Origin of the sequence: Pragia fontium (genome assembly GCF_900638655.1) — a bacterium.
GTDB classification, from domain to species: Bacteria; Pseudomonadota; Gammaproteobacteria; order Enterobacterales; family Enterobacteriaceae; genus Pragia; species Pragia fontium.
Genome location: NZ_LR134531.1, coordinates 3,240,164 through 3,252,820 on the forward strand (window position 1 = coordinate 3,240,164; position 12,657 = coordinate 3,252,820).

Sequence of the window (12,657 nt, forward strand, 5' to 3'; positions counted from 1 at the left end):
CATCGCAGAAAAGCAGCAAAATTATCGGTTATATAATAACCATCACGATTCGCATTCCACGCTAACCCACGCTTGATATAAAAACGGGTGCATATAAAACAAATAGGCTGCTCCAATAAAGAAACAGCCTATAATTCAATCAATTATTTTCAGCGACATATCAGCTTTCTACAGCAGGATCTTCACCCGGCTGTGGCGGTGTTTCCACCTCAATGCTGTCAATACGCTGCAAACCACGAGGCAGCAGTGTACCTTTACGACCGCGTTCCGCACGGAATTTCTGCAAATCTTCCGGTCTCAGTTGAAGTTTACGCTTACCAACATGCAGGGTAACCGATGACTTCGCCGTCAGGATAAACAGATAGGCGATCCGATCTTCACCGGCAGCGGCCTGTGCCGAAGGAATGGAGATAATCTTATTCCCCTTACCTTTGGATAACTGTGGTAAATCCCCAACCGGGAACAGCAGCATTCGGCCTGCAGCGGTAATAGACAGCAGCAAGTCATCTTCACTGTTCACATCCAGCGGAGGCAGCGCTCGAGCATTATCCGGTAAGGTAATCATCGCCTTACCATTGCGGTTACGCGCCACTAAATCTTCAAAGGTACAGATAAAGCCATAACCGGCGTCAGAAGCCATCAACAGTTTCTGATCGTCAGCAGCCATTAAGACCTGATCGATCGTTGCTCCCGGTGGCAGAGTCAGTTTGCCGGTTAACGGTTCCCCCTGCCCACGGGCAGACGGCAGCGACAGAGGATCCAACGCATAGCTACGGCCGGTGGAATCAATAAACACCACCGGCTGATTACTCTTACCGCGAGCAGCGGCTTTAAAGCTGTCTCCTGCGCGGTAGCTTAACCCTGAAGGTTCGATATCATGGCCTTTAGCGCTTCTGACCCAGCCCATATCAGACAACACGATAGTCACTGGCTCAGACGGTACAAAATCATGTTCGCTCATCGCTTTGGCTTCAGTGCGAGCCACCAGCGGTGAACGACGATTGTCGCCATAAGTTTCGGCATCCGCCAGAATTTCTTTCTTGATCAGCGTGCTCATTTTACGATCGGAAGAGAGCAGCCCTTGTAAATGCGCCCGCTCTTTTTCCAGCTCTTCTTGCTCACCGCGGATTTTCATCTCTTCCAGTTTGGCAAGGTGGCGTAATTTCAGCTCCAGAATAGCTTCGGCCTGAGTATCACTAATGCTAAAACGCTGCATCAATACCGGCTTAGGTTCATCTTCCGCACGAATGATCTCAATCACTTCATCGATATTGAGGAAGGCAACCAGTAAGCCATCCAAAATATGCAGGCGTTTTAATACCCGTTCTAAACGGTGATTCAGGCGGCGGGTCACGGTATCGCGACGATACACCAGCCATTCGCTGAGGATCTCAACCAGATTCTTCACCGACGGACGGCCATCCAGCCCCAGCATATTCAGGTTAATACGGTAGCTTTTTTCCAGATCGGTAGTGGCAAACAGATGATTCATCACCTGTTCCATATCAACGCGGTTAGAGCGCGGTACCAACACCAAACGCGTCGGATTCTCGTGGTCGGACTCATCACGTAAGTCGTCAATCATCGGCAGCTTTTTGGCACGCATTTGGCTGGCGATCTGTTCCATCACTTTAGCGCCGGAAGTTTGATGAGGAAGCGCGGTAATCACGATTTCGCTCTCTTCTTTCTTCCACACAGCACGCATGCGCACTGAGCCTTTACCGCTCTGGTAAATTTTACGGATCTCTTCCTGCGGCGTAATGATCTCGGCTTCCGTTGGATAGTCTGGCCCCTGAATCAGGGTCATCACGTCATCCAGTGTGGCCTTTGGATTATCCAGTAACATCACCGCAGCATTCGCCACTTCCCGGACGTTATGCGGAGGAATATCCGTCGCCATCCCCACCGCAATACCGGTGGTGCCGTTTAACAGAATATTCGGCAAGCGCGCCGGCAGCATCTTCGGTTCTTGCAGCGTACCGTCAAAGTTTGGCGTATAGTCCACTGTACCCTGACCTAATTCGCTAAGCAGTAACTCAGCATATTTTGACAGGCGAGATTCGGTATAACGCATGGCGGCAAACGATTTAGGATCGTCAGGTGCCCCCCAGTTTCCTTGACCGTCTACCAACGGATAGCGGTAAGAGAATGGCTGAGCCATTAACACCATGGCTTCATAACAGGCACTGTCGCCGTGTGGATGGTATTTACCCAATACGTCACCGACGGTACGCGCCGATTTCTTAAACTTAGCCGTGGCATTCAGCCCCAGCTCAGACATAGCATAAACAATGCGGCGCTGTACCGGTTTCAGACCATCCCCAATAAACGGCAGGGCACGGTCCATAATGACGTACATCGAATAGTTGAGGTACGCATTTTCAGTAAACTGGTGGAGCGGTTGTTGCTCCACGCCGTCGTGAGTTATATCACTCATAAAATTACTCTTTCCTTTCCCGCTTTAACTCAGCGTAATCACCGGGTTGAAACCGGGCTCAGATATCGATATTAAACATCAAGTTCCACCATATCGCCCTTTTCCTGTAACCAGTTACGGCGATCTTCCGAACGTTTCTTCGCTAACAGCATATCCATCAGCGCCATGGTGGTTTCGCTGTCTTCCAGCGTTAGCTGTACCAGACGGCGGGTATTAGGGTCCATAGTTGTTTCGCGCAGTTGCAGAGGGTTCATTTCACCCAATCCTTTAAAGCGCTGCACGTTTGGTTTGCCCTTTTTGCGCTTTAACTGTTCGAGGATACCGGCCTTCTCTTCTTCATCCAGCGCGTAATACACCTCTTTACCCAAATCGATGCGGTACAGCGGCGGCATGGCAACGTACACGTGCCCTTCTTCCACCATCTTACGGAAGTGGCGCACAAACAGGGCACAAATCAGTGTCGCGATGTGTAAACCATCGGAGTCCGCATCCGCCAGAATACAGACTTTGCCGTAACGCAATTGGCTGAGATCGTCGCTATCAGGGTCAATACCGATCGCCACGGAGATATCGTGAATCTCTTGCGAGGCCAGTACTTCATCGGAAGACACTTCCCAGGTATTTAGAATTTTACCTTTCAGCGGCATAATGGCCTGAAACTCACGGCTACGCGCCTGTTTAGCTGAACCGCCTGCTGAGTCCCCTTCCACTAAAAACAGTTCCGTCACGCTTAAATCTTGTGAAGAACAGTCTGCCAGCTTACCCGGTAAAGCCGGGCCGCTAACCAGTTTTTTACGTACCACTTTCTTGGCAGCACGCATACGCTGTTGAGCGCTGGAAATGGCTAATTCAGCCAGCTGTTCCGCTGCCTGTACGTTCTGGTTTAGCCACAGGCTAAAGGCGTCTTTAATAATTCCGGAGACAAAAGCCGAACTTTGACGGGAAGAGAGCCGTTCTTTGGTCTGCCCGGCGAACTGTGGATCCTGCATCTTAAGTGACAGCACGTAGGCGCAACGATCCCAAATATCTTCCGCGCTGAGTTTGACACCGCGCGGCAGTAGATTACGGAACTCACAAAATTCACGCATCGCGTCCAGTAACCCTTGGCGCAATCCATTAACGTGCGTTCCTCCCTGCATGGTAGGAATCAGGTTAACGTAGCTTTCGCTTAGCACTTCACCGCCTTCAGGCAGCCATAGCAGCGCCCAGTCAACGGCTTCAACTTCACCGGAGAAAGCGCCAACAAACGGTTTTTCCGGTAACGTAACCAGACCATTTACCGCTTCCATCAGATAATCGGTCAAGCCGTCCTGATAGCACCAGCGCTGTTCAGTACCGTTGACTTTGTCAGTAAAGACAATTTCCACGCCAGGACAAAGTACCGCTTTCGCTTTCAGTACGTGGACCAAACGGGAAACGGAAAATCTTGGGCTGTCAAAGAAGCTACCATCCGGCCAGAAATGCACACTGGTACCGGTATTACGGCGACCGCAGGTACCAATAACCGTTAAGTCTTGTACTTTTTCGCCGTTTTCAAAAATGATGCTGTACACCTGCGCATCGCGCCGCACCGTCACTTCCACGCGGGTAGACAGGGCGTTAACCACTGAAATACCGACCCCGTGCAGACCACCGGAGAATTGATAGTTCTTGTTAGAGAACTTACCGCCAGCATGTAGACGACACATAATCAGCTCGATTGCCGTGACCCCTTCTTCAGGGTGAATATCTACCGGCATACCGCGACCATCATCGATCACTTCCAGCGACTGATCTTCGTATAAAATCACTTCGACTTTACGTGCGTGACCGGCTAACGCCTCATCAACGCTGTTATCAATCACTTCCTGACCAAGATGGTTAGGGCGAGAGGTATCAGTATACATGCCGGGACGGCGACGTACTGGTTCAAGGCCGCTGAGAACCTCAATGGAATCAGCATTATAACTAGATTGGCTCATTGTTTAGCTTCTGGATAATAGTTTTAGGGCATAAAAACGATCATTGCTTATTATCGGTGTAAACCGGCTTACCTTCCATAGCTGGCAGGCTGAAGCCGGTATTATTAAGCCGCAGCAAGCCCTAAAAAATCAATAATCGGGGAAAAATAGTGATCAAAGCTGACAAAACTGTGATTTCCACCTGACTCTACCGTTTGTCTACAGGAAGTGTAGTAAGTGACCGCCTGACGGTAATCAAGCACTTCATCCCCTGTCTGCTGTAATAACCATAGCAAATCCGGAGATTCTAGTGGATCAATTTGCATAACTTTGAGATCGTAAATATGGCGTGACTCTATCACATATTGCTGTCCGGTGTAGGGATTCTCATATTCCCCAATATAATCCTGCAACCATTCATACGGCTTAACCGCAGGATTAACCAGAACCGCCGGCAACATAAAACATTGGGATAACCAAGTAGCATAATAGCCTCCCAATGAGGAGCCAACAATGCCGAGCGGCTCTCCAACCCGGTCTAACACGATCTGCTCTAACAACTCAGCCGCCTCCGATGGATACGGCGGAATTTGAGGAATTAGCATCTCAATATGCGGATGGTGCTCCGCCAGCCAACGCTGAAAACTGGCGGCCTTGGCCGACTGCGGCGAACTATTAAATCCATGTATATACAGCAGGGTTGCCATCAATAACCATCCGAGTTCATATCAGGACGGAATGCATCGCTGTTAAGGCGGCACACCGTAGTGTCAATCGAACCATCAGAATATAGATCAAGATAACGCCAGCCCGGCGCAAGTTCATCAATAGTAAAGTTAGTACAGTGGGGCTTAAATTGCACGCAGGTTGATGGAGAAGCCAGAACCCGTCGACCATTCCAGTCAAGATCGAGATCCTGATGAATATGCCCACATAGCAGCGTTTTTGCCTGCGGATGTTTATCCAACACTTCTGCCAACATATGGGCATTACGCAAACTATGTTGATCCAACCAAGTACAGCCGGAGGCCAGCGGATGATGGTGCAACAGGATTAACGCATGGCGATCGGCATAGCGAGATAATGAATGATCCAGCCAATTCAGTTGGTATTCGCTCAGCTCACCGTGAGGGACGCCTAAGACCTGGCTATCCAACAGAATCAGATACCAGTCATCGCCCAGCAACACCTGTTTTGAAGGCAGAATCTCTGCTGCGGCCATGGCATCGACCATCGCCGGTTGGAAATCATGATTACCCGGTAGCCATACGCAAGGAGCAGGTAGGTGGGCAATGCCGGCGGCAAAACGCTGATAGGCAGCGAGGGAACGATCTTGAGCCAGATCTCCTGTCGCAACGATTAATTGATAATCATGCCCTTGTTCAGCAATCGCCTCTAATACGGCCTGATAGCTTTGCAGAGTGTTAACGCCTAACAGCGTTTCATCCATACCAGCGAATAAGTGGGTATCAGTAATTTGTAAAACTCGCACTCTGGTCCCACGTGCCAGAGGGAGTTGAAAAAGGCTTTCCAAGAGGTTTCCTTCAAAAAGCTTAAGTTAGTAAGCTCCTGCTTTCTAAGTGTTTAACAAACCGGGACTGACATTGTCCCTTTCATCAGACAAAAACGTAACCAATCCGCCAAAAACTGATTGATTTGATGTTTCTCATCCCGCTGGTGCAATTTCTTATTAGGATAATCATAACTTGCTTTAAATCTAAAGATCTGTTGACTAGAACACACTTCTGCAACTAACGCATCATGGTACAGCCGAACGTTCAGTTGTGGCATGCTCCAATAGCTCACTTTAGGGTGCGCCTGTTTAATCGAAACCAGTGAGGTATAACGGGTCGATTCCAGCGTTTCAATATGATAAGTCGTGCCTGCTACCTCTAGTCCCACCCGACTTCCTAACGTATCACTACGAGGAATTAATCGGCGCAACTGAGCGTAATTAACTTCGGTTAAACGCATCATTGCCGGAAAGTCAGGAACATACCGCTTTTTCATATTACCCTTTTAAATATCATGAAACTGACCTTATTACACTAAGGTATACCAGACATGTCAGGTCATAAACCATGACAAATATATACTGCCGTCTCAAATCAATGACGTATTATGAAGGAAAAACCGTGGGCAAATAAAGAATCAATTGATAGAAAATCGTAAATAAACGACGAATTTACCTGATGCAACCCAACGATATATCCATACACATTGCATGGTTTAATGTCAAAGCGCCGACTTAATTAATCTCAACCGCAAGACATAAACGGCAGGTGTTAAATATGCCCATAATTAATTTCGCAGTAAAAGCCTTTCATATCACTACCGCCAGATATCAGCTTATAGCTCACCAAATGCTCATTGGCCTTTCTGGAATAAAAGGTAAAGTAGGAGTACTGCATCAGTGAAACTAAAGACATAAAGTGAATTTTAATAGTATGAATGTCAGGCTGTTTCAGCATCACGCTAATATAATATTTGTTATCTATCAGCTCATAACTAAACTCCACAACATTTTCATCATTATGATAAAAGTCATGCAATTGAGAATCTATCCATGGATCGGTGATTAGCTCGATGCTGCTGATGATATTTTCAACAATTTTATTCGCCACACGAGAGCCCCTTTAGTGATTATTCTTTTTATATTAGCAGTATCCGCATGATTTAACAGGCGACTATGGAGAGCAGCCAATAACCACCCTCGTGAGTACTGAATAATCACTACGATTTTTGCCACTCTTGTCGTAGGGAAATGTAATGCAGCTGTAGCCATTGCAGCGCAATCACTGAAGCGGCGTTATCAATGGTTCCATCTTCTACCCAGCGATAGGCTTGCTCTCGAGTCACCACATGAACCCGAATATCCTCATGCTCTTCAGCTAAGCCATGAATGCCAAAAGCGGTGGATGAATCCACTTCCCCCACCATAATCGACATTCTTTCACTGCTTCCTCCCGGACTGGACAGATAGCTCAACACCGGCTTACAGCGCCCAATATGGATTCCCGCCTCTTCCACTGCCTCGCGCCGAACCACTTGTTCAATATCTTCATCAGGCTCAATCATGCCGGCAATTAATTCAAGCAACCACGGAGTATCGCTGGTTTCCAGTGCCGCAATACGAATCTGTTCTATCAGTACCACTTTGTCACGTATCGCATCATAAGCCAGTAGAACCCCGGCATGACCGCGCTCAAAGATTTCCCTCATTACTTCGCCGCTCATACTACCGTCAAACTTTCGATGGCGAAAACGGTACTCGGTGAGAGAGAAAAAACCACGATAAAGCGGCTTCTGCGAGATAATTTCTATGTCTTGCTGACCCAGTTCAACGGGTGAAAGAGTGGATAGCGTCATTATTTCTTTCTCTTTAAGTCGATAAATGGTTTGATAGTGCCTATCTTGATTGGGTAGATACGTTGACTTCAACCAATAAATGCCCAAAACGCGTAAAAATTCTGTAAATAATAGTATGATGGCACATAAAGCTACCTTTATTATCAGAGATACTCTGGTAGAATTTGTCACTATATTTATTTCTGACAGTAACAATCAGTCAAAACAACATTATTGCTGTACAACAAGGATCGCCCATGAAGAAACTGCTTCCTTTGATTATTGGTCTTAGCTTGGGTGGCTTAAGTTCATTAAGCTACGCTGACAGTTTGGTACAAGTATACCAACAGGCTAAAAGCAATAACCCTGACTTACGTAAGGTTCAGTCTGACCGTGATGCAGCCTATGAAAAAATTAGTGAGTCGCGCGGAGCTCTGCTTCCTCAGTTGGGCTTAAACGCCGGTTATAATATCAATCGCGGCTATCGTGACAACAGCGGCAACCAAAGTGATGTCGGTAATGGTAGTTTGCAACTAAGCCAAACCATTTTTGATATGTCATTATGGCGTCAGTTGAACATTACTGAGAAGCAGGCTGGCGTACAGGATGTATCTTATCAAGCTCAGCAGCAAAAGCTGATTCTGGATACTGCAACCGCTTATTTCAACGTTTTGCGTAGTCTGGATACCCTATCGACGACTGAAGCACAGAAAGATGCCCTTTATCGTCAGTTGGATCAGGCTCGTCAACGTTTTAATGTCGGTCTGGTAGCCATTACTGACGTGCAGAACGCCCAAGCACAGTATGACCAAACACTGGCCAACGAAGTGACCGCCCGCAACAATCTGGAAAACGCGCTGGAAGTGCTGCGTCAAATTTCCGGTATGTTCTATCCAGAGCTGAGTTCACTGGATACCGCTCGTTTCAGCACTAAACGTCCTAATGACGTTAATAGCCTGCTAAAAGAAGCTGAGAGCCGTAACCTTAATCTGTTGACCGCCCGACTTTCTCAAGATCTGTCCCGCGATCAAATCAAGCTACAGCAAACCGGTCATATGCCGACGGTTGCACTGACTGCCTCTACCGGTTTATCCAATACTGACTACCGCGGTACAAGTACTATGGGACCGGATACTACAACCGGTGGTAGCACCACGGCAGGCGTCACGTTAAGTTTCCCATTGTTTAGCGGTGGTCAAACTAACTCCCGCGTTAAGCAGGCACAGTATAACTATGTCGGCGCTAGCGAAGCACTGGAAGCGGCTCATCGCTCAGTGGTGCAAATCGTACGCTCTTCCTACAATAACGTGTCGGCTTCTATCAGTTCAGTGAAGGCTTACCAACAAAGCGTTGTTTCTGCGCAAAGCTCTCTGGAAGCGACTCAGGCTGGTTATGATGTTGGTACTCGTACCATTGTTGACGTCTTGAACGCCACAACCACCCTGTACAATGCCAAGCAGCAACTCTCTAATGCACGTTATGATTACCTGATTAATCAGTTAAACATTCAATATGCTTTAGGTACGCTGAATGAAAACGATCTGACCAAATTGAACGGCTCTTTAGGTAAACCCGTTACTACCATTCCGGTGATTAAAACCAATTAATCCCTTGAGCTGAAAAAACCGATTGGTTTGGTCCATATAGCCCCTGAACTTCAAACGTTCAGGGGCTTATTTTTAAGCGCTAGCATCAGGCTATCAGGAACAAAACCGAGAGTCAGCGCACACTTTGCCCTACCTCAGAAATCAATTCCGTTGAAACTGCGTCTCTTTACTTTAATTTGTTTCTAATTTCGCCTATTCTAACGGTAGTTTATTAAAAGGGAATTTCCCTGCCTTGTCCTGCCTGAAACGGACAATCACCCGTGCATGTACAGCCAATTTTTTATTACCAACATGCACACATGTTCTTTTTTCCAAAACGCAGGACGATGCAGCGTAGGTATCTTGAATTTAACTCTGGGACTGATAAATAATGAAGCGCACTAAACAAATAAACCGTGACTCTTTCCGCAAATCATTTCGTACTTATCGCCTGGCGCCTGTGGCGTTGGCGGTAAGTGCCGTATTTATGCTGTCAGGCTGTGAACAAGCGGACGAAAGCGTATCTCTTTTCGCCAATGCGGACGAATGTAAACAAAGTAATCCGGCGATGGGTGACCAGTGTACTATTGCTTATAATCAGGCTCTGGAAGAAGCGGTTAAAACTGCGCCTAAATATGCCACCAAAGAAGATTGCGTCGCTGAATTTGGCGAGTCTCAATGTACTCAAGCACCAGCGCCAGCACAAGCAGGCATGTCTGCTGAACCTCAGCAAAGCGGTAGCATGTGGATGCCTTTAATGGCCGGTTACATGATGGGTCGCATGATGGGTGGCGGTTACGGTCAATCTCCTCTGTTTACCTCTAAGTCTGCCAGCAGCCCGGCTAACGGTAAATTCGTTGATTCCACCGGCCGTAATTACGGTAATGCCACCACAGGCAGAACCATGAAAGTAGACAAGAGCGCCCTTGCACCTAAACCAGCCACCACCAAAACCATTACCCGCGGCGGCTTTGGTGAGTCGGTAGCCAAGCAAAATGCCATGTCACGCAGCAGCAGCTCAACGAATAACTCATCAACATCGAGCAAAGGCCGTTCATTTGGCGGTTAAGGTTAACTTTTAATGATTCGTCAAACCATTGCTGAGCGCCCGAACTGGCGCGAAGTGGCTACAGAATATGGTTTTAACTTCCACACCATGTACGGTGAACCGTACTGGTGTGAAGATGCCTATTACCAATTTACCTTAGCCCAGATTGAAGAGCTGGAAAACACCACCGCCGAGCTACATCAAATGTGCTTACAGGTGGTGGAGAGAGTCGTTAATAGCGAAGAGCTGTTAACCAAGTTTCAGATTCCCCGCCATTGCTGGGAGTTCGTACGCAATTCATGGACCACTCAACAACCGTCACTCTATTCTCGCCTCGATTTAGCCTACGATGGCAAGAGTCCGGCCAAGCTGCTGGAAAATAATGCTGATACGCCAACTTCACTGTATGAAACCGCATTTTTCCAGTGGATGTGGCTGGAAGATCAGGTTAACGCCGGTAAATTGCGTCACGATGCCGACCAGTTCAACAGCCTGCAGGATAAGCTGATTGAGCGTTTCAGCGAGCTAAAAGCCCTGCACGGTTTTAACCTGCTGCATTTCGCCTGCTGTGAAGATACCGAAGAAGACCGTGGCACTGTACAGTATCTGCAAGATTGCGCTAACGAAGCCGGCCTGGCCAATGAGTTTCTGTATATTGAAGAAATTGGTCTGGGAGAAAGAGGCCAGTTTACCGATCCTCAGGATCAAGTGATCAGCAATCTGTTTAAGCTGTATCCTTGGGAGTTTATGTTCCGTGAAGTGTTCTCCACCAAGCTGGCAGATGCCGGTGTACGCTGGTTAGAACCTGCATGGAAAAGCATTATTTCCAACAAGGCACTATTACCACTGCTGTGGGAAATGTTCCCTAATCATCCCAACCTGCTGCCGGCTTATTTTTCCGGTGAAGCACATCCTGAGCTGTCTCATTATGTCACTAAACCGCTGTTCTCGCGGGAAGGTGCCAATATTCAGATTATCGAAAACGGCAAAGAAGTGTGTAAGGTTGACGGCCCTTATGGCGAAGAAGGTATGATTATTCAGCAGTTCCATCACTTACCGCGCTTCAATGATAGCTATACGCTAATTGGCAGCTGGCTGGTAAATGATGAACCTTGCGGTATCGGCCTGCGTGAAGATCGGAGCTTAATTACTCAGGATCTTTCCCGTTATTATCCGCATATTATTTTAGATTAATTCTAACGAATAAAAACGCCCCGAAATATCAGGGCGTTTTTTTATCTGTAATTCTGTTATCCATCACCCTATCTGCACCGACAACATACTTAATGACGCCATTTCAATGCCATCTACCGGAATAGTGATAGACTCACCCGGCTGCTTAGCGCCTAAAATATACAGCAGTGGTAAATAGTGCTCAGGCGTTGGACAAGACAAGGCGGCATCAGGATGCTGCATAAAATTAACCAGCGGATGATCATCACTATCATCGTTTAGGTTATCCCGCACAAAGGCATCGAAACGCAGTGCCCAGTCATAAGGTTGCGGCTCCCCCTGCCATTTAACCATACGCAGGTTATGCACCACATTGCCGCTGCCCACGATCATCACGCCTTCACGGCGTAATTCAGCCAATTTTTTACCCAACTGATAGTGATATTCCGCCGACTGCGTGCCGTCAATGCTGAGTTGTACCACTGGAATGTCAGCATCAGGGTACATCTTAATCAGCACACCCCAGGTACCGTGATCTAATCCCCATTCAGTGCTGTCAGACATTACGGCTACTGGCGCTAATAGCTGCTGAACCCGCTCAGCTAACGCAGGCGAACCCGGTGCCGGATATTGCGTGTCAAACAGCGCTTGAGGAAAACCGCCAAAGTCATGAATAGTTTTTGGCTGGCTCATTGCCGTTACTGCAGTACCTCGGGTATACCAGTGTGCTGAAATCGCGAGAATCGCTTTTGGTTTAGGCAATGTCGCGCCAAGCTGACGCCATGTTTGAGTGTAGACATTTTCCTCCAACACGTTCATTGGGCTACCATGTCCCAGAAACAGGGCCGGCATTAAACTATTGTTCATGATAATTCCTCTGCTTTCTGCTCATGTTATTCGATACATCAAGCTGTTACCTGTCTCCTTACAACATCAGGATAAGACAATAATTAACATTGATGGATTATTCTGGTAGATAAATCTAACCAAACAGTGAAATATATGTTAATCCTTATTCAGCAATTTAACAGAAGATAACCATGATAGAGATCGTCAAAAAAACTGAATAATCGGTAATTTGTCTTGCCTATCAAATAAATTGTTGCGATATATTCGTTATTTTTA

At 47.2% G+C, this 12,657-nt stretch carries 11 protein-coding genes; 3 read left to right on the forward strand and 8 right to left on the reverse strand.

Annotated elements, in window-relative coordinates; all coding sequences use genetic code 11:
• Positions 1-160 precede the first annotated feature (160 nt).
• The 7 genes from parC to nudF form a co-directional block, all read right to left on the reverse strand.
• Positions 161-2,437 carry a DNA topoisomerase IV subunit A gene (gene parC, locus EL341_RS14050; RefSeq protein WP_047781884.1) on the reverse strand — a complete coding sequence of 759 codons (2,277 nt, stop codon included), beginning with the start codon at positions 2,435-2,437 and terminating at the stop codon, positions 161-163.
• 71 nt (positions 2,438-2,508) lie between these two features.
• On the reverse strand, positions 2,509-4,398 hold the full coding sequence (gene parE / locus EL341_RS14055; protein WP_047781885.1) for a DNA topoisomerase IV subunit B: 1,890 nt from the start codon (positions 4,396-4,398) through the stop codon (positions 2,509-2,511).
• Between the two features lie 104 nt (positions 4,399-4,502).
• On the reverse strand, positions 4,503-5,084 hold the full coding sequence (gene yqiA / locus EL341_RS14060; RefSeq protein ID WP_164720466.1) for an esterase YqiA: 582 nt from the start codon (positions 5,082-5,084) through the stop codon (positions 4,503-4,505).
• Positions 5,084-5,911 (reverse strand): 3',5'-cyclic-AMP phosphodiesterase, encoded by an 828-nt coding sequence (cpdA, locus tag EL341_RS14065; protein WP_047781887.1) that lies wholly within the window; start codon positions 5,909-5,911, stop codon positions 5,084-5,086. The genes yqiA and cpdA overlap by 1 nt, the downstream gene beginning before the upstream one ends.
• Before the next feature lie 50 nt (positions 5,912-5,961).
• On the reverse strand, positions 5,962-6,387 hold the full coding sequence (locus EL341_RS14070) for a DUF1249 family protein (protein ID WP_047781888.1): 426 nt from the start codon (positions 6,385-6,387) through the stop codon (positions 5,962-5,964).
• A gap of 275 nt (positions 6,388-6,662) precedes the next feature.
• Positions 6,663-7,001: a hypothetical protein gene (locus EL341_RS14075; RefSeq protein ID WP_047781889.1), complete on the reverse strand. Its 339-nt coding sequence runs from the start codon at positions 6,999-7,001 to the stop codon at positions 6,663-6,665.
• A gap of 109 nt (positions 7,002-7,110) precedes the next feature.
• A complete protein-coding gene (nudF, locus tag EL341_RS14080) occupies positions 7,111-7,746 on the reverse strand; it encodes an ADP-ribose diphosphatase (protein WP_047781890.1) in 636 nt (211 codons plus the stop codon).
• Between the two features lie 236 nt (positions 7,747-7,982).
• On the opposite strand from nudF, the gene tolC reads away from it, so the two are divergent.
• The 3 genes from tolC (at position 7,983) to EL341_RS14095 (ending at position 11,553) form a co-directional block, all read left to right on the forward strand.
• Positions 7,983-9,332, forward strand: a complete 1,350-nt coding sequence (tolC, locus tag EL341_RS14085) for an outer membrane channel protein TolC (RefSeq protein ID WP_047781891.1) — start codon at positions 7,983-7,985, stop codon at positions 9,330-9,332.
• Between the two features lie 370 nt (positions 9,333-9,702).
• A complete protein-coding gene (locus EL341_RS14090; protein WP_047781892.1) occupies positions 9,703-10,380 on the forward strand; it encodes a DUF1190 family protein in 678 nt (225 codons plus the stop codon).
• A 12-nt stretch (positions 10,381-10,392) separates the two neighbouring features.
• A complete protein-coding gene (locus EL341_RS14095; RefSeq protein WP_047781893.1) occupies positions 10,393-11,553 on the forward strand; it encodes a glutathionylspermidine synthase family protein in 1,161 nt (386 codons plus the stop codon).
• Between the two features lie 63 nt (positions 11,554-11,616).
• Here EL341_RS14095 and ygiD read toward each other — a convergent pair whose 3' ends face one another.
• Positions 11,617-12,399, reverse strand: a complete 783-nt coding sequence (gene ygiD / locus EL341_RS14100) for a 4,5-DOPA-extradiol-dioxygenase (protein ID WP_047781894.1) — start codon at positions 12,397-12,399, stop codon at positions 11,617-11,619.
• Between the last annotated feature and the right edge of the window lie 258 nt (positions 12,400-12,657).

Coding starts and splice junctions, on each gene's coding strand:
- parC (WP_047781884.1), bottom strand. CDS start 2,437: ATGAGTGATATAACTCACGACGGCGTGGAGCAACAACCGCTCCACCAG.
- parE (WP_047781885.1), bottom strand. CDS start 4,398: ATGAGCCAATCTAGTTATAATGCTGATTCCATTGAGGTTCTCAGCGGC.
- yqiA (WP_164720466.1), bottom strand. CDS start 5,084: ATGGCAACCCTGCTGTATATACATGGATTTAATAGTTCGCCGCAGTCG.
- EL341_RS14070 (WP_047781888.1), bottom strand. CDS start 6,387: ATGAAAAAGCGGTATGTTCCTGACTTTCCGGCAATGATGCGTTTAACC.
- nudF (WP_047781890.1), bottom strand. CDS start 7,746: ATGACGCTATCCACTCTTTCACCCGTTGAACTGGGTCAGCAAGACATA.
- tolC (WP_047781891.1), top strand. CDS start 7,983: ATGAAGAAACTGCTTCCTTTGATTATTGGTCTTAGCTTGGGTGGCTTA.
- EL341_RS14090 (WP_047781892.1), top strand. CDS start 9,703: ATGAAGCGCACTAAACAAATAAACCGTGACTCTTTCCGCAAATCATTT.
- EL341_RS14095 (WP_047781893.1), top strand. CDS start 10,393: ATGATTCGTCAAACCATTGCTGAGCGCCCGAACTGGCGCGAAGTGGCT.
- ygiD (WP_047781894.1), bottom strand. CDS start 12,399: ATGAACAATAGTTTAATGCCGGCCCTGTTTCTGGGACATGGTAGCCCA.